The organism is Flaviramulus sp. BrNp1-15 (genome assembly GCF_022259695.1).
GTDB lineage: Bacteria > Bacteroidota > Bacteroidia > Flavobacteriales > Flavobacteriaceae > BrNp1-15.
This window is the reverse complement of record NZ_CP092099.1, coordinates 3,152,520-3,176,375: the sequence shown is the minus strand read 5'-3', so window position 1 is coordinate 3,176,375 and position 23,856 is coordinate 3,152,520. Positions and strand designations below refer to the sequence as shown.

Sequence of the window (23,856 nt, the reverse complement as noted above, 5' to 3'; positions counted from 1 at the left end):
TACAAACTCAATAATTAATTCTAATCTGTGGTTTTAAAAGTATAAGTTGCGCTTATCGAAGTGTTTACTCCATCAGTTGTTTCTATATGCCAATAGTATATGGTTCCTGCGTTAACAGGTATAGTAATACTAGTTTCAGTTAAACCTTTCCATTCTTCAGGAATTTCTTGGTTTCCATCAACGGTATCAGCAAATACTGAATAAGTAATATCATCTCCATCAGTATCCGAACTTCCATTCCATTCAAGTCTTACATTGCCATTATCTGGAGTAACTGTAACACCAGATTGCGGACTTAATAATGTAGTAGGAAAAGGAATAGTATTAGACTCACCTTCACCAGACAAGTAAAATTTCCAAGTATCAGAAATTGTTACTTCTTCTCCAGAATTTTTAGTTGTAATTTTCCAAGAATAAGGATACCCTCTTTCAAGCAATACATCTTTTGTAGTTTCTGTTAGATTGAAATTGGGATGCATTACTTGAGTAACTAAATTAGTTATTAAAAGATCATATTTTTCGGTATTACTTGCAGATTCCCAATTAAATGTAACAGTAGCTCTATCGTCTATAATTTCTCCAACTTCACACTCTTCATTATTAAAAGGTAATGCTAAAGCAACTTTACCAGGAGTTTCTGTATAAGAAATGGTATCATCGTCTGAACATGAAATTATAAAAGTCATGGCTATAAAAACCAAAAGTGCTTTAAAATTGAATATATAATTAGTGGTTTTCATAATAATTAATTTTTAATGATTTTTACTGATTTATTAACTGTATTAGCATTTAGAGATAGTAAATAAATACCATTTTTGAAGTTAGATAAATCTAAATTTATGATTCTACTTGAAGTAATGTTTTTAGTTGATATATCAAATAATCTACCTTGAAGATCATATAGTGAAACCTCAACTTTATCATCCTCACCACTTACATAAACATTGAGTGTTCCAGATGTTGGGTTAGGAGACACGGCTACTTCTTCAGAAATAAAAATGTTTTCTGAGAATTTACCTTGGCATTCTGAGTCTGTTGAAATTTCTATTGAATTAACTCCCGAAACCAAATTAATTACTATTGTTGATTCACTTGTAGTTGTTATACTTCCATTATGGTTAACAGTGTATATATCACCACCTGAAACAGATACTGTAGTTGTTTTTTTCCCTTTATTAACTTTAGAATATGCACTTAAAGGAGTTTGACCTTCAACAGTTACATTATAACATTGCTTATAATTATTGTTACCTTCAATAGTTATACAAACTTCATATGTTCCAGCAGCAAGCCCCTCGATTGTTGTATTAGAGGTAAAACTGGAAGTGCCATCATAACCATTACCAGACACAGTTACATTAAATTGATATTCAGAGTTTTGTGAGTTGATGCTAATGTAGCCATCATTAGCTCCATTACAACTAACCGAAGTTACTGTAATATCAAAGTTATCATTTGGTAGTTCGAACACTTCACAACCAAAAACATCAACTATTACACCTTCTGGTGAATCTGGACAATTATCTTCACTATCAATAAGGCCATCACCATCACTATCTTCACAAACATCGCCTATACCATCGTTATCAAAATCTGCTTGATCAGGATTTGCAGTTAATGGGCAATTGTCGTCTGTATCTAAAATACCATCATAATCTGAATCTTCTTCTGCATTTAAAGTTGGAATTGGATCCCAATCATCATCACCTTTTGTAAAGTTAAAAGTTGTAATTTCTGTTCCATCTGTTAGACTAGGTGTGGTTAAAATTGTAGACCATGTTGCACGATTTCCTGAATTATCTTCACCAGATTGTTCAATAGTTCCATATTCATACATAAAAGGAGATTCACCACCTAATGAGCTTGTCCACCCTACAGGATTAATTAATGATAAGCCTTCAGAACCTTCATATGTTGAAGCATCTACAGTTGTGTTATAGAATACAACTTCACTTGTATTTGGGCTCCAAGGACGTCCAAAATAACCTGGTTTAGAACCTTGTGTTGATGCTGTTTCTACTCCAGGAATTGGAGATTTTACATGGCATTCATACATTAAATATCCTCTTCCTCCACTTTGTTGTGCAGCAGTAATATAAGCCGCATCAGAAGGAGAGTCGCTGGTGTTAAGAACAAAATCAGTTTGATAGAAAACAGCATTCATTGCTCCAAAAATATAATCTACAGCACCCATCATAGCACCTTTATAAACTACAACTCTAGCTGGAGCAGCTCCATAAAATGAGTCTTGACGACCAATAACACGACAATTATTTAAAATAACTTTATTTGCACTAGCGGCTACACCTATAGCTGCAGCTTGTGTTACATAACCAGCACCTCGGTCTTGTACTATTGTATTACCATAATCAGTTGGTCTTTCTGGTTCACTATCTGGATTTTTTCGTAACACTGTATCTTGTGATTCTTTTTGAGAAATGTACTGGTTGAAAGAGTTTTCAAGAATAATATCTTCTGCTATAAAACCTGTAGATTCTACTACAACTGTCGCATTCCAGTAAGATGTTCCTCCACCTGTACCTTCTCTATTTGCATAGTTTGTGTAACCATTAGCTGTATTAACAGCTAAAGCCTCTGCGCTCCATTTATTATCTGGACCTTGACTAAAGAAGTCATACTTTTGTGCATAATACGAAGTAATTCTTACTGCACTAGCATCAATATCTACACCTTTATTTAAAATAGCAATGGTTGGTGAAGCAGCAGCATTTTTAAGTGTTACATTAGGGCTGCTAATAACCAGCATTTCTTCATAATTGCCAGCATCTATCATAACAGTTACTCGCTCGTCATTAGGACGATCCATTTTGGCAATGGCATCTAAAGCTCCATTAATAGTCTGGAAGTCTTTATCAGTTCCAACAGTAATAATTGGTGTATATGCTATAATAGGTACTGTTTTAATTGAGATAAAATATGATGTTGCAGCTACAGTTATTGTAACTATACCGTCTGTAGTACCTGGATAAATATATTCTGAAACAACATTTGTACTTGTACTATTAGATGTATTTGAGATAGTTTCTCCACCTTCAATAGAGTAGTTAGATGCATAATAATCTGTTATTATAACTTTATCACCAACTTTTACAGGAATAGCAATAGTAGCTCCAGATCCAGCGTTTAAATCGCCATTTCCACCTCTAACATTAACATTTCCTGTAAATACTAGGCCTTTATATGCAGTTGCAGAAGAAATTGTTTTATCGTTAAACACCCATTCTGTTACAGGGTTAAAAACCAAATCTTTTGATGTAGCAGAACCAGAAACCGTTAAGTTAGATGTTAGTGCTAATTCAATAGGGTATTCATCTAAACCATCATAGTCAATAGTATAAACTCCGTCTCGTAATGCAACTGTTGAAGCATCAACAAAATTGTATGTATACCCATCTTCATTTAAATTATTGAAAGTTAAACTTAACTTACTTAATTGTGTAGCATCTAAATCAGGTGCATTAATGGTTATATTATATAAAGGTTTTAGGGTGAAAACGATATCTGATGTTTCTGCAGCAGCACCAATAGTTAGTGTATTTGCTAATATCTCAAAATCGTTTACACCTTCAGCTGAAATTGTATATTCAACATCTGCTTCAATATCTACACTAAATGTAGATGTGTTAGTATCATATGTAACTATTGGATTATATACTGTATTAGCGTTTGGATCTGGGGTAAATGTTAAACCAGAAAGGTTAGTTATATCTGTTAATCCAGTAATATTACCACTAACATTATATAAATCTACCTGTACAATTGTAACATCGTAATTTGTGGTATCTTCGTTTACATTTAGGCTTAGACCGTTAGAAATTAAGTAACCACTAGCTCCACTTAAACTTAGCGAATAAGTATAATCTACAGGCAGGTCTATACTATAAGTGCCACCTGATACTACTGCAGAAAAGGTTTTACCAGCTTCATTTGTAAAATCAATAGCATAGCCATTAGGTACACTGGCAGCATTTGTTTCATCTACATTACCAGTTAGGGTTATATAATTAGCATCATTTCTGTAAATTCTATAATAACTAGGTTTATCAGCAGAATCATATATCTTGTAATCACCAGCTACTTTTGCCACAAATTTAACCTCTTGAAGTTCTGAACCAACTGGAACAACATCATCTTGAATTCCAGGGTCAGCAACATTTTCAAAATGAATCATACCACCACCAGATTGCGTTAGCATCATTATGCTTACTTCATCATCTTCATCTAAAGTCAAATTAAAATATCTACCAGAATTTCCTCCGCTATTAATATAAAGTCTACCTGGATAATCTGTTACACCACTTGTGTTTTCGTCATATCTTGTAAGGTTAGTGTTAGTAGTTCTTAATCGATCACTTGTGCTACTTGTGCTTACCCATGTTAAAATGCCCTCAGTAAAAGTTATAGGTGTATTAACACCAGATGTTCCTGGTGTTACACCAGTATACCAAGCATTAATTTTATCTTCTGTAAGCATGTTGTTGTAAAGTACCTCATCTAATTGTTCTGCACCAAAATCCCAAACATCAGATTTAGTTATAAGAGATGTTAAATTAGTAACCTGTATTGATGGGGTATAAGCATTTGAACCACTAAAAGTAAAATATAAAGTTGTAGGTCCACCAACATAATTAAATTCGTAATAACCAGTTTGATCTTCGGTAACTTTTACATCTGCTGTTCCTAATTCGCTGCCTCCAATTGTTGTACCACCACTCATTATACCAGAACTATAAACCGATCCATAAAAACGTACAGTTGAGTTTGTTCCCTCAACATCTACTTCTAAAGAGTTTCCATCTTTAAAAGCAATTCCATAACCCGAACTATGCCATGTAGAAGTTGCTGCTTGAGTTCTTAATTTTCCATCTGGACTTGTGGTAGTAGTAACAGGGTCCCATTGTGTACCTGTGTTTGTAAATGTAGAGTTATCACCTAAATTGTAAATAGTATAAGGGTAAATAACCTCTAATACAGGAGTATAAGCATTAGAACCACTAAAAGTGAAGAATAAAGTAGTTGGACTACCAACATAGCTAAATTCATAAAAGCCAGTTTGATCTTCTGTAACTTTTACATCTACTGTTCCTAATTCACTACCACCTATAGATGTGCCAGCGCTCATAGTACCTGAACTATATACAGAACCATAAAAACGAACTATTGAAGTTCCTGTAACATCAATTTCTAAAGAGTTAGTGTCTTTAAAAGCAATTCCATAGCCAGAACTATGCCATGTAGAAGTTGCAGCTTGAGTTCTAATATTACCATCAGGACTCGTTGTAGATGTAACAGGATCCCATTGAGTTCCTGTGTTAGTAAATGTTGATCCATCACCTAAATTATAGGTAATAGTGGTTTGACCCTTTGTGGTGAATGCAAATAGCAAAAAAGGAATCAGAAAAACAAAGGAGAGTTTTTTCATTGTCTTAGTTTAATTTAGTTATTAGAATAGTTTTAAGTTGTTTTTATAAAACAAATAACCTCTCATTATTATGCCTTTAAATAAAAGGTTTTAATGAATAGGTCAATATTTTAATGGTTTTAGTAGGCACTAAAAATTTGAGGATTTTAATCTATTAGATTAAAAATGTAATCGATTGCATAAATTTAAAAATAAACTTTATATTAAACAAGTGTTTTGTTAACATTTAATTAATTATTAGTATTTTAATTTGAGTTTTTACTTTAATACTTTGTTTAAAAAAGTAACGGTATAATTAAGTGTTGTTTCAAACCAAGGATGCATTAACCAAAAGGCATGTGGGCTATCATCAATAGTGTGAATTTCATTATAAATATTATATTTATTTAATATGAAAATCATATCGTCCCGACCTGCATGAAAGCGAGGTTGTGAGCTATTTATAAATAGAGTAGGAGGTGTGTTAGAGTTCACATACTCTAAAGGAGAAGCTTCTTTCCAGTTTTTAGGGTTTTCAGTTCGATTACCATTAAGCCAAATACTTGCCATTTTACCTTCAGCACTAGCTTCTGGGTGAATAAATGAAACAATGCCATCAATGTTTACAATAGCTTGAACTTCATCAGAAATAGTGGCATCAAAACCATAAATAGGTGAATTAGGAGTAACGCCAATAAGTGTTGCTAATTGAGCACCAGCCGATGCGCCTAGAACAGCAATTTTGTCTTGGTTAATATGATGTTTTTTAGCTTTTTTACGCATCCAAACTATAGCATCTTTTAAATCAATAACAGCTGCAGGATAAGGCGCTTCTAACCCCAATCTATAAGAGGCTGATATAGCTACATAGCCCTTTAAAGCTAAGTGTTGAGCCATTACACGTTGGTTTTCTTTACTTCCAACAAGCCATCCACCACCATGTATTAATAATACAGCAGGATAGTTTTGTTTAGGGTTTTTTGATTTTGGTGTGTAAACATCTAATTTTAACTTGTTTCCATTTATTTTTTTATAAACAATATCTTCTTCATATATGATTTTATCAGAGACTAATGGTTCAATTGGTTTTATAAATGGATAATTTTTCTTTAATTTTTTATAGGTGGTTTCAATGTTGTATGGTTTAAAATCAGGTTGTTTTTCTTGAGATTGTAGTTTAAGTGCTGCAATTATTATTAAAGTAAATATTATGCTTTTAAGGAATTTCATTTGCTAATTTTAAAGTAATCAACATCAGAATATCCACCACGTTTTGCTGCATCTGTACTAATGTTAAATAAACCAACTTTAGCACCAATCCATTTACCTTCCTTAGCTTTAAAAGGTTTGCCTATTTTTTTAAATGTTTTACCATTTTCAGAATAACTAAATTGACACATAGCATTAGGAGCAATTACTTCAACTTTAAAATAAACAGTATTGCTTTTTAGTTTTATTTGTTCGTTAGTTACTTCTGGAGTGCCATCAATAGCCTTTATAGCTTCGGTTTGTTTTAAGTAAAATCCGTTTTCATCATGAGAAATACTAAGTGTAGCATAATCCATTCCCATAATTATAAGTCCGGAAGTTTTACCACTTTTAGCTTCCTCTGGGTATAAAATAATTTTAGTTGAAACCGTAAAGCTAGGAGCAGGGAATTTTTGAAGCAGTAAATTTGGAACCAACCATAGGTTTTTGACTTCTTTTGGTTGTTTTATTGAAAATAATCTCAAATAATCATTACCAGCTAATTTTGCATGCCATAATATATTTGGGTTAGCATTCCATTGCCATTGTAAACCAATATTGAAACCATCAAAATTATCAGTTTCCGCTGGAGTTTCAATTGGATATATTTTTCCAACATTAGGTTTATTAAAAGATTTAACAGGTTCTCCAATACCATTTTTATCAAAATCTTGACCCATTACAGGCCAATCTTTTTTCCAACTCATAGGCTGTAAATGTACAATTCTTCCGTAGGCATTAACATCTTGAAAATGGTAAAACCATGATTCGCCATTAGGTGTCTCTACCCAAGCTCCTTGATGTGGTCCGTTTATTTTGGTTGAACCTTGTTCTAAAACCACCTTTTCTTCATACGGGCCATAAATATTTTTAGAGCGTAAAATGAGCTGCCAACCTCTAGCTACACCACCTGCAGGAGCAAAAATGTAATAATAACCATTTCTTTTGTAGAATTTAGAGCCTTCTACTGTTGGGTGATTATTATGCCCATCAAATACATGAATGCCTTTATCTATAACTTTTGTGCCTTCAGAATTCATCTTATTTACTGTAAGCAGACTTTTAACACCCGCTCTACTTCCTGCATAGGCATGAACTAAATATACTTCACCATTGTCATCAAAAAGAGGACAAGGATCAATTAATCCTTTACCTTCCATAACCAAAATAGGGTCGTCCCATTTGCCATAAGGGTCTTTGGCTTTTACCATGTAAATTCCAAAATCTGGGTCTCCCCAATAAATACATAATTCGTTATTATGATACCGAATAGCAGGTGCCCAAACTCCATTTCCATGTTGTGGAATTTTAAAAGTTTCTGATGGAATTTGTTCTTGTAAAGCATGGTTTATTAATTTCCAATTTACCATATCTTTTGAGTGTAAAATGGGTAAACCCGGAACAGCATTAAAACTTGATGCTGTCATGTAATAATCCTCTCCAACTCTTACTACGTCTGGATCGGAATAATCTGCATAAATAATAGGATTGGTGTAGGTTCCATCACCATTGTCTGCAACCCAAACCTTCGATATATAGGGTTTATTTTGAGAAAAAAGTAGTGTAGTACTAATTACAGCTATAAAAAATGAAAGAAGCTTCATTATTTTTACTTGTTTAATTCTAAACTAGCCATTATGAAAGGACCAGTACCTTTTGGGTCGTTTGAACGAATAATTTCATTTACATAATATTCAAAAGAACCATCTCTATAAGGGTTTCCTCCTAAACCAGCAACACCACAACATTTGTTAAGATTAACAAGTCCATTTTCTTCTACTGATATTAAATTGTCTATTAATCCAGAGTAAGCTTTTTTAGCCACTTCTAAGTATTTTTTTGGTAAATACCCGTTGTTAAAACCTTTTGCAAAAGTGTAGGTAAACATGCTAGTTCCTGTTGCTTCTAAATAATTACCTTCTCTATCACCTTGATCTAAAACCTGCCACCATAAACCGGTTTCATGTTGTACATTTGTAACAGCCTCTGCATATTGGTTTAAGTAAGTAATTATACGCTCTCTTCCTGGGTGATTTTCTGGTAAAAAATCTAAAACATCTACCATAGCCATTCCGTACCAACCCATACCACGAGACCAAAAGTGCTGTGAATTTCCTGTTTCCTTGTTTGCCCATTTTTGTTCTTTACTTTCATCCCAACCATGATAAAGTAATCCGGTTTCTTCATCCCGACTATGTTTTTGAATTAAATCGAATTGTAAGACAACATCATCATAAATTTTTTGTTTAGCGGCTTCATCTTGAATATATTCTTTTGCGTAGCGTGTATGAAAAGGTTCTGCCATATATAACCCGTCTAACCACATTTGGTAAGGATAGATTTTTTTGTGCCAATATCCACCATCTGACGTTTTAAGTTGTGTTTCCATTTGGCTGTGTAAAGTTTCCATAGCTTTTAGAAAGCGTTCTTCCTTAGTTTTTGGGTATAGATAAAGCAAAACATCACCAGATTTAATCATATCTAGGTTTTGATTGGATAACTTGTAAGTTTTAATTGTACCTGAGCTATCAATCATTTGGTCTGGATACGCATAAATGTAATCGTAGTACTTTTGCTTTTTTGTTTGTTCGTAAACTCTAGAGCAAGCGCTTAAAACTATTCCTGGTGTGTAAGACCATTTAGGTTTTTCTCTAAAATCTAATAATGATGGATTTGGAAAACGCTCCATCTCAGAAAGCATCATTCGTTCAGACCATTTTAAATCTTCTGGAACAATTTTTTCAACTAATTCTTTTTCAGTAGTTTTTTTATTGTCTTTACAGGCAATAGTTAAGAAACCAACTGATATTAAACAAAGTGCAATGTATTTAGTTTTAAATCTCATAATTTTTTAAATAATTGAATTTGTTTTGTTAAGCGATTGCAGCTTATGGTTTAAGTCTGCTATAAAAGCTTCTTTTGTTTTAATACCATTTAATTCCTGTTCCCATGCACCTAAAAAGTAATAGGTTAGAGTTTGGGTTGTAGGTTTAAAAATAACTAAATGGTCATGTTCGCCTTGTTTTTGTTCTTTAACTTCATCTAATTTGTAAAATAGCGCCATACCTAAATTATCTGGCGGACTAGTTAAAGTTTGTACACCATAAGTAGCAATATATCCCCATTTTTCACCTTCTTTTTTGAAAAATTCTACATTGTGATTTACAATTCCAGTACAAATTCCGGTTATTTCTTTAGAAGGTGTTAATTCTGCTTTTGTAAATCTATCAGAAGGAAATATAGTAAGTTTAGAATTTAAATCTATGTTTTCGTTACCAGATTGCCATTCTTTATAAGTAATATTTACAGAGGATTCTTGCTTTAAATTTTCAACTTTTGCAATCGTACTTTTTACGTTTTGGAAGTGTACAACAGTATCTGCAACAATACGACCGTAACCACCTATACCCATAGATTTTCCAGCTTTAAGAATATCTTGTCCCCAATTGGCAGGTTCATGGTAAGAGTCAAAACCATCTTGCCCAACGTACGGTAATACTATAGAATCTACTTTTTTACCATAAATATCGATGGCATTTCTCCAATCTAAATATAGTCGATATCCAATTTGACCGTTTTCCCAACCTGGTCCTTCATATCTTATAAACCAAGTATGATCAGTATGTTGAGAAGGTACATTTAATGAATCAATATTTTTAAAAGCAGTTCCTCCACTATATTCTTTATGTCCTCTTGGACCATCAATCCATTCTCCACCTTGAGCAATAGAAATTTCTGAATAGGTTTTTGGAGAATTTTTCACCTCTGAGTTTTCCTCAGTTAAAGTATCAGATTTTGTATTAGATGCCTTTTCCTTGCAAGAGAAAAAACATAAAATAATAACTAAAAGAACAGCTAAGTTTTTCATAATTAAAATTAATATTTTTTACCGTTTATAGACGTATTTTTAAATGTAATAGGTTGTGAATTCTCAACAGATAAAGGTGTTTTTGCTTCTTTTATAGTAACATTGGTAAGCGTTACATTTTCAACAGGACTTTCTGGTCGTCCTTTTATTAAAACACCATATTTACCACTATTTTCAACTTGAATATCTTCTAAATGAATGTTTTTTATTGATGGGATAAACTCTCCTTCTTGATTGGCATAAATACCGTAATAAGTATTAATTTTTAGAAGTGCTTCTTTTACCTGACCAACCTGAACATTTTTAACAAAAACGTTTTCAACAAAACCACCTCTTAGGGTGTTTGTTTTTATGCGAATAGCACGATCTAAATTAGGACTATCCATTTTGCAATTTCTAACGAATACGTTTCTCACACCTGCAGAAATTTCACTACCCATTACAACACCACCATGACCGTCTTTCATGTAGCAATTTTCAACAACTATATTTTCACTTGGAATATTTACTCTTCTACCTTCTTCGTTTCTTCCAGATTTTATGGCTATACAATCATCACCAGTATTAAAAGTACAATTATTTATATGAATATTTTTAGAATATTCGGGGTTACAACCATCGTTATTTGGACCGTGGCTATTTACAGTAACACCATCTACTCGCACATAATTTGATTTTAAAGGGTGAATTACCCAAAAAGGTGAATTGGTAAAAGTTACACCTTGAAGTAAAACATTTTCACATTCAAAAGGTTCAAAAAATGATGGGCGTAACTGATGACCATCACCAAAAATACGTTCTGAAAGTGGCGTATTATTTTCATTCATTTTACGCAAACTAGGTAAATTAATAGAATCATGTTGTTTAACAGCACCTTCTATATACCCATATACATCTTTACCACACCATGGCCACCAGTTTGTATTACTAGCTTGTCCGTTAAATGTGCCTTTTCCAGTAATCGCAATATTTTTTTGCTTATAAGCTCTTATGAGAGGGGAGTAGTTCATAAGTTCAACACCTTCAAAAGATGTATGAACTACAGGTAAATAGTCTGCATGGTTAGTAGAAAAAAGGACGTTAGCACCTTCTTCTAAATGAAGATTAACATTACTTTTTAATGTAATAGGGCCAGTTAAAAAACTTCCTGCAGGAATAATTACTTTTCCTCCTCCAATTATGTTACAACTATCAATAGCTTTTTTTATAGCTAGTGAATTATTTGTTTCTCCATCTGCTATTGCTCCAAAATCAACAATATTAAAAGTGTTGTCTAAGAAATTTGGAGTTTTAATGCTGCTAATTATTTCATCGGCAGCAAGAAATACATCTACTTTGGCAATTTCTTTTTCCTTTTGTTTACATGAATTTATTAAAATTGAAAAACAAAAGGTATATAATAGTAAGTGTAGGGTGTTAGTTTTCATAAGAAAAATTTTTATGGTGTTTTATATTTCTGGACTCCAATTATCTTGTCCTTTTAATACGTTTTTTAAGTTATAGGTTTTACTTCGTTTTTTTGATATTTTTTTAGCCCATTTAACCCTTTTATTTGATGCGCCAGGACCAGTGGAATTATACTCTGCATAAAAAGTGGTTTTTTCTGCTTTAGGTTTTTTCCAATTATGCCATCCTTCAGGTTTTATTATTTTATCCATATAACAATCTATCCAAACGGTTTTAGCGTAATTGCGCCAAGGTCTACCTAAATAGAAGGTTTTTTCTAATGCGTTTCCTGTTATTTTACAATTTTTAAAAACAAAACCATACTTTGTTTCTTTAGTAGTAGATGCAGCTGTTATGTAACCTTTGTTTTTACAAAAGATCTCACAGTTTTCAAAAAAAGCTGTAGACCAACCAAAAATAAAATCTACTGTGCCTTCGATATAACAATCTTTATAATACTGTCTACTGTTTTTACCATGAAGATAAAGTGTATCTTGGTTTCCTAAGAATTTACAATTTTTAAAAATAACTCTATCGCCATCAACTCTAACTGCTACTGCTTGTCCAACAGGACCTGCACTGTTTTCAAAAGTTATATTTTGTGCTTTAAAGTCATTACCAAAAACGAAGAATGAAGTTGAGCCTGTTGTACCCATTTCTTCTCCAAAAACGTTATGTTTCTTGGCAAAATCATTGTAAGTTAAAATGGTTTTATTTTTATTTTCACCTACAAATGTTACATTGGTTTTTGATGTGGGTAGTATTAGTTTTTCTTTATAGATTCCATTTTTTATAAAGATTTTAGTTTCTTTTTTTCTGAAATCTGGTATAGCATTTATAGCATATTGAATTTTTAAAAAATCGCCATTTCCTTCTGAATCTACTACAAAATGGTATGTTTCTCCATTTGTATTTTTAAAACTTGAAACTTGTTGAAGTAGAGTATTACTATACAGTTCTATATTGGTTTGATTAGAATTTAGTGATTTTAAATGGCTGTCTTTTTTATTTGGGTTTGTATTATTTAGTTTTTCCCAATTATCCGGTATACCATCTTCATCAGTATCAATTTCTTGTTTTACTGATTTTATATTTGGCCAACCACCAACATTTTCTTGAGAATCAATAATACCATTTTTATAATCTACAGTAGTGTTTTTAGTGTTGTTTATAATTCTTAAATCAACTGCATCTCTGTGAATACTTGAGCCAGCTTTTTGTAAAACCAAATGATAAGCTTCGGTTGCGCTTTGGGTTATTGTATTATTTAATATAGAAATTGGTTTTTCTAATTTTGCTTCTACGGGATTTTTACATTGTACACCACCCTCCCAGTTATTTTTTGATATAGTTTCAAAACCTTCAACATGATTGCCATCAACATAAAATTTCCCATAAGGCTCAGACGGACTAACAATTCTATCAAGTTTAGATGAGGTTGTTGCAGGACCAGATTTAAAATAATTATTTATGATGTTGTAAGTTCCTTTTTCGCCACCATAAATGCTGTTTTCTCCCCAATTATAAATTACATTATTTCTAAAATCAACAAATTCATTTTCTGAGTTTTCAGTAGTTGATGACCCACTAAATCTTGGATTTCTACTATTGTTACTTGTAATTAAATTGTGATGGAAGGATGCTTTTACACCTCCCCAAATGCCACCATAACCATGTGCGCCTTTGCGATGTACAGAACGATTTAATGCTTCTGAAATAATACACCATTGAAGCGTAAAGTTCTTATTATTGTAAAATGATGCATTTTCATCGGTTCCCCAACTTATAGAACAGTGGTCTATTATTACATTATTAGTGTTTTTACATCCAAGGGCATCTCCTTCAATATTGTTAATGTCACCCATTCTAAATCTTAAATAACGTATTATAACGTTATCTGCTTTAATTGTAACAGGATAACCTTTTAAAGTTATGCCTTCATTTGGAGCGGTTTGCCCTAAAATACTTAAATCGCCTTTATTGATATCAAGTTTTGATTTTAGTTCAATTGTGCCAGATATGTTAAAAACTATGGTTCTTGGACCTTTTTTTAATATCCCTTTTCTTAAACTACCTTCTCCATTGTCATTTAGATTTGTAACTACATAAACTAAACCTCCTTTACCACCAGAAGCATATTTACCAAAACCTTCAGCTGATGGAAATGCTAGTTCTTGAGCATAATTAATACTTGAAAGAAATAGAAAAGCAATTATAAAAAGAGATACTTTTTTGGTCATTTTTAAACTTAAAATTATAATTAAAAGAGGTATACAAAAATATGCATACCTCTTTAGGATTATTAACAAACTACTAATTCAATCTTATTAAGGTCTCCATCTAGGATCTCCAACTGCATTATCTATTAATGTTTGGTTTGTAATTGTAAAATCTCCAGAATCAGCATCAACATATCCTGGGTCTAATTCAGTATAATTTGTGTTATCAAAAATATATTGACCTGTATCAAGAAATCCTGAAGCATTAAAATAATTATTATTACTAAATGTAGGGGTTTCATCAATTCCTGCTCTATCTGCATAACCTTCAGAATCTGTATCTGTGATTAAGTTATTACGAGAAGTTACATCGTTTGAATCAAATCTTACATAAAAAATTCTTCTGCTTGAACTATTAGAGCAAGCATATAAAGTACAACTATCTAAAACAATATTAGTTGTTAAACCTGTACCATTTGAAGTTCCGGCAGCATCAACTCTAAAAAAATCGCGACCTGGTGCACAATTATTAAATGTACTTGTGTTAACATTAATACTGAAAACATCAGAATTTCTAAAATCAATAAAATCTCCACCACTTGTAAGAATATTGCTTATAATAGAATTTTCAATGGTAACTGATTGTATAATAGCATCAGTAGTTGGACCTCTTACAAAAGAACGGGTGAAATCATGTATATTACAACCACTAATTAATAGTGAGTTATAATTGCCAGCACCAGAATAGGTTACAACATCTGAAATAGATGTCATACCATTTAAATCTAAATCAATTAAATTTACATCAGTAGCTCCATCATTTAGTTCAAAATTTATACTTAATAATGGTTTGAAATCTACTCTTAAACCTTGAATAGTTATTGATTTATCCAAAGAAACTGTTCCTGTTTGCGTAGTGTAATCTCCTTGTTCTAATAGTAAAATATCTCCAGGAGCAGCATCAGCAATCATTTGTAATAAATCATCAGTAGGTAAAACTAATGTATTGTCACCAACATCTATTCCTGTTGTAAAGTCTGCAGTACCTCTAATTTTTGTGTTATTATATAGCGTAGCCATATAATCTGTTTCAGAGGTTAACCCAGTTATAATAGCTATACCATCTGCTTTTTCTTGAGCGGTAATATCATATCTAATATCACCTGGTTGTAAAATAAAGTGAGTTACATTAAGACCAGCTTCCCATCTTAAGGTTGCTTGTAGCGCTTCTATGTCACCTAGTTCTGGGGGTAACATAATTTGCTCTGTTGAAGTTTCAGCTTCTGTTAATGCCCATGATGAATCATTTAACCCTCTTGCACTAACTGCTTTTACTCTAATAGAATAAATTGTTTCTCCTTCTAACCTAATTTGAATTGGTAATTGGTTAGCATTGACTTGTTCAGTCTGAAAAATGTTTGTAAAATTAGGGTCATCAGCACTAAATTCAACTAAGTAATATTGAATATTTTCATTTGCAGTCCAATTTAGTTCAACTGTTGTTTGGTTTCTTACTCTTGCAGTTAAAGCTACTGGAGCAAATTCCCTGTCTACAGAAAGTTCTTCTAATACATCTTCATTATAGCCACAACTTGTAACTATAAATGATAGAAGTAATGCGAATAATATTTTTGAAATATATTTTGTTTTCATAATTATCATAACTTAATTATTAATTTTTAGTAACCGTAATCGTTAACTAGTTTACCATTACTTCCGTCTATAAAAACTTGCCAAATAGGCCAAAATTGTCTTGTATCTGGATCTACACCTTCTTTAAAAAGAGAGTTTATCTCTTCTTCTGGTAAGTTTGTCCAGTCTTGAGCAGAATATTCTGCACCTGGATCTGTTGTTTCACCTCTGTTTAATCCGTAAATATCAAGAGTTTCATTGTCATCCTGATACCTATAGTATAGTGTTGTTGGCACATCAGCATAATCACCTGTACGATTTAAAAGATCGCTCATTTTTTGTTTTGCTTCAGCTAAGTTTGCACCTAGTAAATTCCATCTAATAAGTGCTAGCTTACGCTCCATCTCACCAGTAAACTCATATTTATGCTCATTTACAATAGCATTAAACATAGCTTCTTTACTTGATAAGGCGTTTACATAATTGTCAACTTTTTCAGCATGATCAGCTTCGTTAAAAGCTCTTCTTCGAATCTCTTTTAAGTATGGTGCAGCTGCAGCAGGTCCTTCTAGTTCATTAGCAGCCTCTGCTGCCATTAATAGAATTTCGGCATAACGCATATACATTTTATTAATACCATCATCGTTAGAAGAAGTTACATAGCGATTCATCCACTCGTAACGATATTTTCCAAAGTACCATCTATTTAAACCAACCAAAGTTTGTTGAGAAAATCCTGTAGCATCGGCAGTACCCCATTCATAAGGAATACATGTAATATCTCTTCTTGTATCTGCTTCATCAAAATCGTAAAAAACATTAGGCAATGGACCAGCAATACCACCTCTAGCTTGACCTGTATGTTGATCTACACTACGGTGACGAACAGCAAATGAAAAGTTTACACGACCACGGCCATCAGCAAAAGGCATTTCCCAAAGTGATTCTCCTCCAGCTGTTATATCTTCTTCGTTAAGATTTCTCCAAACGGTTTCAAATGTAGGTTCCAAATTAACTGTTCCGCTGTTAATTATTGAACGACATTCATCTAAAGCAATTCTATACATTCTTGCTACTGAAAGTTCTGGGTCTAAACTTCTACGCACACCGTCACCAGGGTACTGTTGATAACCACTTGCAGTTAATGCTAAACGTGCTCTTAGCCCTTTTACAAAAGCTTTATTAATTCTTTCCACTGATGTAGTCGCATCACTTTCATTAGGCCAAGGCACTAATGTTGCTGCTTCTGCTAAATCGGCTATAATTTGTTTATAGATAATATCACGATCAGATTTCTCTAGATATAATGTTTCTGAATCTATTGGCTCGAAACGCGCTGGAACATCTCCCCAGGTTTTAAGTAAATCGCCATAAAAAAGAGCTCTGTAAGTTAGTGCTACACCGTATAGTCGTCCAAGTTCAGTATCAGGTTCTGTAGTACCAAATGTACGGATTCCTTCAATACATTTATTGGCACGTTCAATACCTATGTATATCTCATTCCAAGAACTGTTACTTCTATCCATTTGCCCATTATTTGGCTTTGTATCATAGATCATAAGTTCACCAGTTGAATTTCCTTCTGATGATGAGTTATAATTCCATTCTGTATCTGTATTAAAACCATAAAAAGGAATGTGGCGTCCTCTATACGAGTTTGTATGTGCAATGATTTCAATGATACCATCTACAGCTCCTTGTGCTAAGTCTGGATTTGAAAAAATGACATTATCTGCTATGGATGATTTTGCAGGTGCTTCTAAAAAGTCTTCTTCAAACTCTTGGCAAGCATTAAACAAGCCTGCTACAAGCATTCCTGAAATAAATATTTTTAGTATATTTTTCATTTTCTATAGAATATGTTATTAAAAATTAAGGTTTAGACCGAAAACCACTTGTCTACTTCTTGGGTATGGAGAATAATCAACCCCAGGAGTTAAAGGTGTTCTTCTTCTAGTTGAAACTTCAGGATCAAGACCTGAATAGTCAGTAATAATGAAAACATTATTAGCTGTGGCATAAAATCTTAAATTTGAAAGTCCCATTTTAGAAACAATATCCTCAGGAACTGTATATCCTAAAGTAAGCGTGTTAAGTCTTAAAAATGAACCATCTTCAACAGCCCAATCACTAAACACATAACGTGACATATATGGAGACCACATGGTGGTATTTGCATTTAAAGCTTCTAATTGTGATGGGTCTGTAACTAATTGACCAGTATTAGGATCTAAATTTGTCCATCTATTTCCATCTGCCATTATAGAACTTAAATTTCTGTATTGGTTATTTTGATTTGCTGTTGTAAACTCGATTTTATTAGCATTATAAATATCATTTCCAATGCTATAACTAAAAGCAGCAACAAGATCAAAACCATAAGCACGTGCGTTTAAAACTACACCTCCAGTTACATCAGGGTTAGAATCACCAATAATAGTTTGGTCGTTTATATCAACAACTCCATCTGGCACACCATCTGGACCACTAATATCTTTTAATTTCATGGTTCCAGGCACAACGTTTCCTAACCATTCGTTATTTACCACGCCATCGTTTAATGTATAATCACCACTTGTTGCATCATAAGTAAAATCAGACACTTCATAACGACCATCACTTTGGAAGCCGTACATGATTCCTAATGGTTGTCCAACAGAAACTAAATAGTCATCACCTATTTGAGAGGAAGCCCAATTGGTATTTTGACCAAAATCTTCTAAATCTCCAAGAGAGTTTATTTTATTTTTATTAAATCCTGCATTTAAAGAAATACTTAAGCCAAAATCTTCTTTATTTATAGCTGAGATATTTAAAGAAGCATCAACACCTTGATTTTGAACTTCACCAAGGTTTCTGTATTGATCAACATAACCAGATCCTGGAATAGGGAATCGTATTAATAAATCTTTTGTAACATTCTTATATGCTTCAACACTACCACTTACTATACCAGTGAAAAGATCGAAATCTAAACCTACGTTTTGTGTTACTGTTGTTTCCCATTTTAAGTCTGGATTAGCCAAAGTGCTAGAAGGCCTCCAATAGTTTAAGAAAGTGTTAATTTGCGATGAAGCTGTAGACTCGTAATTTTGTATAGTTTGTCCAGCTGGAATATTGTTATTTCCAGCTTCACCATAACTTACTCGTAGCTTCAAAGCATTTAACCAATCTGCATTTTGAAGAAACTCTTCCTCATTTATTTTCCAAGCAAAAGCTGCAGATGGGAAATACCCCCATTGATTATCATTTAAGAATTTGCTTGATCCATCAGCACGAAATGTAGCTGTTAAAAGATAACGATTCTTATAATCATAATTTAAACGACCAAAAAAGGATAGTAATTTGTCATCTGGACTGTAAAAATCATCAACTAATAAAGGTGTACCTTGACTGGTAAGATTTCTTGCAGTTCCAAAACCAAAAAGTTTTGGGAAACCATTAATAGCTGTTAGAAGCTCATTTCTTTTAGATATAATCATTTCTTCACCAATAAGAAGTTTTAAACCATGATTTTCATTATTTATTACATTCTTGAAGTCATAATTTAAAGTATTGGCATTTCTAAATCTTACACGTTTTTCATCAGTTGATACTAAAGATGGAAGACCTTGATTTTCTGCTGATGGAATATTGTTAGAATAATATGTTGATCTACCATAAAAACGGTAATCTAAATCATTTCTATTATCTAAACCTAAATCCATTTTGTATTGTAGTTCTGGTAATATTTTCCAAGAAAAACTACCAACCATATTAAAGTTCTTTCTAAGCTGTAAGCGTTGAGTGTCATCTACAGCAACAAAAGGATTAATTAAGTAGCTTGAAAGCGCTTCGTCTGTATCTGCAGTTGTTAAACCTGATATAGGAATTGGTGAATAACCAACACTATGTCTTAAACGAGCATCTGCTGATGAAATTTCGTTTTGCTCGTTAGCTCCGCTACCATTAATTTCAGTATCAGAATAACGTAATGTAAATGATAAATCTATTTTATCACTAGCTTTACTTTTTAAAGATAAGGATAAGTTGTTTCTTTTGAAGTTAGAACCTACCATGATAGCTTTTTGATCGTAAAGTGCATAATTAAAATTAAAGTTAAATTGTTCAGAGCCACCACGAATGGATAAGTCACGACTTTCAACTTCTCCCATTTCACCGTAAATCTGTCTTTGCCAATCAATGCCTTCTTGTCCAAGATACTGGTCGTAATCTTGCCATAATCCAAAGTATCTTTCGTATGAATCTAAATCATCTGAATCTCTTAATAAGGCATATTCATATTGCCATTTAACGAAATCTTGAGGGCTTAAAACATCTATAGTATTAGCTATTTTATTAACACCATAGAACATGTTAAAGTTAGCAGTAACTTTCCCTTCTTTACCACTTTTTGTTGTAATAATAACAACACCATTTGCACCTCTGGAACCGTAAATTGCGGTTGATGATGCATCTTTTAAAATAGAGATATTTGCAATATCTGATGATGAAACGTCATTTATACTGTTAACAGGGAAGCCATCTACAATTATTAAAGGTGAACTGTCTTGAGTAATTGAACCTCCACCTCGAATTCTAATTCTTATATCTGCATCAGGAGAACCTTCAGAAGAAGCAACCTGTACACCTGCTAAACGCCCTGTTAATGCTTCAGCTACATTTGCAATAGGCTGTTCTTGTAGGTCTGAACCAGAAATAGCAACCACAGAACCGGTTAAATCTGATTTTCTTGCAGTACCATAACCAATAACAACAACTTCATCTAGAGCCTCAGTGTCAGTTTTTAATACGGCATTTATTGTAGTTTTTCCTGCAACATTAATTTCTTGTGTTTTATAGCCTATATATGAAAATACTAAAGTAGCATTTTCAGCTACATTTTCAATCGTATAATTTCCATCAAAATCAGTTGAGGTCCCGTTTGTAGTTCCTTTAACAAGAATTGTTACACCAGGTAAAGGACCGCTTAGATCAGCGTCGGTAACTGTTCCTTTAATAGTTTTACTTTGAGCAAATGCACTTGTGCTACAAAACACAAAAACACCAAAAAGCAAACCTAAACAGTTCATTTTTAGATAAGATCTTTTTGCTTCTCTTTTTTTGAAACTGAGAAACAAATAACCAATAAAATTGTTTGTCATAAATAGTATAGTTTAGTTATTTAATTGAAATCAGACTAGTTTTTGTGGTAACAAAATGTAATCGATTACACAAATATAATTTTTTTTATTTAATTACCAAACTTTTTCATAGAATAGTATTGCTTATTTCTATAAGGTAGTTTACACATCTTTTCCTGATTTTGTTATTGTAGGAAATCTTTTAAACCACGTATTGCATTGTTATTTAAGGTGTTAATGGTTATTTTACATTTGTATGCATTATTTAAGTGCTTAATCTATTATTTATCTGATTTGTATTTCTGCTTTTAAAAATTCATATATTTGTAATCGATTGCCTTATTGTGATTTTAGATTCAACCCTTTAAAATTTTTAGAATGATAAATCAGTTTTTGTTAAAACGTAAAAGCGCAAAAAAACTATTCGGCGTTTTAGTTTTTCTTATTCCTATTGTTAGTTATACTCAAGAAGCACTTAAAGCTTCAGAAGAATCAAAAAAAGAATTCACTATTAAGAATTGTGTTAATCAATTTGATATAAATGAGTCTATTGCAACAAAAGTTGGCTATCAATATTGGTTTGCCGATAAAGATTTTTTAGATGGTCGAACACTGAAAATGAGTGTTGTAGCTCCTCATAAGTCAACTCATGCGCCTCATAAGCATGTTGAAGATGAATTCTTTTTTGTTTTAGAGGGAACCGCAGAGTTTTATTTAGATGGTAAAACTATAACTTCTGGTCCTTATACTAGTTTTTATTGTCCTTCAAATGTTATGCACGGAATAAGTAATGTTGGCGATACCGAGTTAAAATATTTGGTAATTAAGAAATATGAGAAAAAATAAATTGTTTAATCAATTATGGTTAAAATGAAATTTTATAAACACTCGGTTCTTTTTCTATTATTCGTTTTGTTTAATTGTTATCTAGAAGCTCAGGTTCATGATAGGTCTTGGAGAAGAATTGTAAATCAGGAAGAAGGCAAATGGTTTTCAACCCAAGAGGCAAAAAACATTGCAGAAAATGTTTTGCTTTACCAAAGAGATATAGGTGGTTGGCCTAAGAATATTCAAATGCAAATACCTTTATCAAAAAGTGAAAAAAACAAATTAAAACTACTTAAAAGTGATACAAAGGATATAACCACCGATAATGGTGCTACAATTCAAGAAATGCTATTTCTATCAAAAATGTTTCACCAAATACCTGATGAAAAATATAAAACGGCATTTTTAAAAGGTTTGGATTATATCTTAGAAGCTCAATACGATAATGGAGGTTGGCCGCAGTTTTATCCTTTAAGAGAAGGTTATTACTCACATATTACCTATAATGACGATTCTATGGTTAATATTCTTAAACTACTTAAAGAAATTAAGAATAATACAGGTTTTTATTCTATAAAACCATCAACGACCATACTTAAACAAGTAGAAGATGCTTTTAATAAAGGTGTAGATTGCGTTTTAAAAACACAGTATGTTCAAAATGGTGTTTTAACTGCATGGTGTGCACAACATGATGCAAAAACATTGCAGCCGGCAAAAGCACGTTCTTACGAACTTCCTTCTTTAAGTGGTAAAGAATCAGCACAAATTGTTTTACTGTTAATGGATATTGAAAATCCATCTAATGACATTAAAAATGCTGTTGTTAATGCAGTAAACTGGTTCAATAAAGTTAAAATTACTGGAATAGATGTAAAACGCACTTTTAGAAACAGAAGAATTACCAGTAAAAAGATTGTAAATGATAATAGTGCACCACCACTATGGGCACGTTTTATGGAATTGGAAGACAATACACCATTTTTTTGCGATAGAGATGGTGTAAAAAAAAGCACATTGGCAGAAATTGGTGAAGAGCGTAGAAACGGTTATGCGTGGTATACCAGAGAGCCTCAAGAAATGTTAAATAAATTTGACCAATGGGAAAAACTAAACAAAATTGAAATTTCAAAGAAAATTGAAAATGAGTATAATGTAGTTGTAGCTAAAGATGGAACAGGAGATTATTCAACTATTCAAGATGCAATTTATGCTTCTAAAGCTTTTCCTTACCAAAGAGTTATTATAAACATAAAAGATGGTGTTTATAATGAGAAAGTACATGTGTTTTCTTGGAATACAAAAATTTCATTAATTGGAGAAAGTAAAGAAAATACCATTGTAACATTTAACGATTATTTTGATAAAATTAATTTAGGGCGTAACAGTACATTCCATACATCAACTTTGCTGGTTGAAGGAAATGATTTTCAAGCTAAAAACTTAACAGTAAAAAACACTTCTGGTCCTGTTGGGCAAGCTGTTGCACTTTCTGTAAACGCTAACAGGTGTTATTTTGAAAATTGTGCATTTACAGGTTTTCAAGATACCGTTTATACAGCTGGCGAAGGCTTTAAGCAGTATTTTAAAAATTGCTATATAGAAGGGACAACCGATTTTATTTTTGGTGAAGCCACCGTTTTATTTGAAGATTGTATAATTCATAGTAAATCAAATTCATACATCACAGCAGCTTCAACACCAGAAAATCAAGAATTTGGGTATGTGTTTAAAAACTGTAAACTCACAGCGAATAATGATGTTTCAAAAGTTTATTTAGGAAGACCTTGGAGAATTCATGCTAAAACAGTTTTTATTAATTGTGAAATGGGAAATCACATCTTACCAGAAGGTTGGCATAATTGGAAGAAACCAGATGCAGAAAAAACTACTTTTTATGCTGAATATAATAATTTAGGAGCAGGTTTTCAACCAGAACAACGTGTTAAATGGTCGCATCAACTAACTAAAAAAGAATCAAAAAAATATACTAAAAAAAATATATTGGGTGATGAGCAGAAAAGCACGAAAGGGCTTTGGTATGAGAATTAATTAATTTGAAAATGAGCT

At 32.4% G+C, this 23,856-nt stretch carries 13 protein-coding genes; 2 read left to right on the top strand and 11 right to left on the bottom strand.

All coding sequences use genetic code 11. The features are described 5' to 3' along the window. Window positions 1-20: 20 nt before the first annotated feature. The 11 genes from MBM09_RS14110 to MBM09_RS14060 all read right to left on the bottom strand — a co-directional run bounded on the left by MBM09_RS14110 (window position 21) and on the right by MBM09_RS14060 (window position 20,907). Window positions 21-740: a hypothetical protein gene (locus MBM09_RS14110; protein WP_238674360.1), complete on the bottom strand. Its 720-nt coding sequence runs from the start codon at window positions 738-740 to the stop codon at window positions 21-23. Between the two features lie 5 nt (window positions 741-745). Beyond that, window positions 746-5,443, bottom strand: a complete 4,698-nt coding sequence (locus tag MBM09_RS14105) for a pectinesterase family protein (RefSeq protein ID WP_238674359.1) — start codon at window positions 5,441-5,443, stop codon at window positions 746-748. Window positions 5,444-5,701: 258 nt separating this feature from the next. Then, window positions 5,702-6,652, bottom strand: coding sequence for an alpha/beta hydrolase (locus MBM09_RS14100; protein WP_238674358.1), 951 nt, complete (start codon window positions 6,650-6,652; stop codon window positions 5,702-5,704). Then, complete coding sequence (locus MBM09_RS14095; protein ID WP_238674357.1) at window positions 6,649-8,274, bottom strand: glycoside hydrolase 43 family protein; 1,626 nt, start codon at window positions 8,272-8,274, stop codon at window positions 6,649-6,651. Before MBM09_RS14095 ends, MBM09_RS14100 begins: the two co-directional genes overlap by 4 nt. A 5-nt stretch (window positions 8,275-8,279) precedes the next feature. Next, entirely contained in the window at window positions 8,280-9,515 is a 1,236-nt protein-coding gene (locus tag MBM09_RS14090; RefSeq protein WP_238674356.1) for a glycoside hydrolase family 105 protein, read from the bottom strand. A gap of 6 nt (window positions 9,516-9,521) precedes the next feature. Then, window positions 9,522-10,538 (bottom strand): DUF4861 family protein, encoded by a 1,017-nt coding sequence (locus MBM09_RS14085; protein WP_238674355.1) that lies wholly within the window; start codon window positions 10,536-10,538, stop codon window positions 9,522-9,524. Between the two features lie 8 nt (window positions 10,539-10,546). Next, complete coding sequence (locus tag MBM09_RS14080; RefSeq protein ID WP_238674354.1) at window positions 10,547-11,965, bottom strand: glycoside hydrolase family 28 protein; 1,419 nt, start codon at window positions 11,963-11,965, stop codon at window positions 10,547-10,549. A 21-nt stretch (window positions 11,966-11,986) separates the two neighbouring features. Next, window positions 11,987-14,224, bottom strand: a complete 2,238-nt coding sequence (locus tag MBM09_RS14075; RefSeq protein ID WP_238674353.1) for a pectinesterase family protein — start codon at window positions 14,222-14,224, stop codon at window positions 11,987-11,989. A gap of 87 nt (window positions 14,225-14,311) precedes the next feature. Continuing rightward, window positions 14,312-15,856: a DUF5123 domain-containing protein gene (locus tag MBM09_RS14070; protein ID WP_238674352.1), complete on the bottom strand. Its 1,545-nt coding sequence runs from the start codon at window positions 15,854-15,856 to the stop codon at window positions 14,312-14,314. 26 nt (window positions 15,857-15,882) lie between these two features. Continuing rightward, window positions 15,883-17,682, bottom strand: coding sequence for a RagB/SusD family nutrient uptake outer membrane protein (locus MBM09_RS14065; RefSeq protein ID WP_238674351.1), 1,800 nt, complete (start codon window positions 17,680-17,682; stop codon window positions 15,883-15,885). An 18-nt stretch (window positions 17,683-17,700) separates the two neighbouring features. Continuing rightward, window positions 17,701-20,907 carry a TonB-dependent receptor gene (locus MBM09_RS14060; protein ID WP_238674350.1) on the bottom strand — a complete coding sequence of 1,069 codons (3,207 nt, stop codon included), beginning with the start codon at window positions 20,905-20,907 and terminating at the stop codon, window positions 17,701-17,703. A gap of 429 nt (window positions 20,908-21,336) precedes the next feature. On the opposite strand from MBM09_RS14060, the gene MBM09_RS14055 reads away from it, so the two are divergent. Further along, window positions 21,337-21,804, top strand: a complete 468-nt coding sequence (locus MBM09_RS14055; protein WP_238674349.1) for a cupin domain-containing protein — start codon at window positions 21,337-21,339, stop codon at window positions 21,802-21,804. Between the two features lie 24 nt (window positions 21,805-21,828). Next, window positions 21,829-23,838, top strand: coding sequence for a pectate lyase (pelA, locus tag MBM09_RS14050; RefSeq protein WP_238674348.1), 2,010 nt, complete (start codon window positions 21,829-21,831; stop codon window positions 23,836-23,838). Window positions 23,839-23,856: the final 18 nt, after the last annotated feature.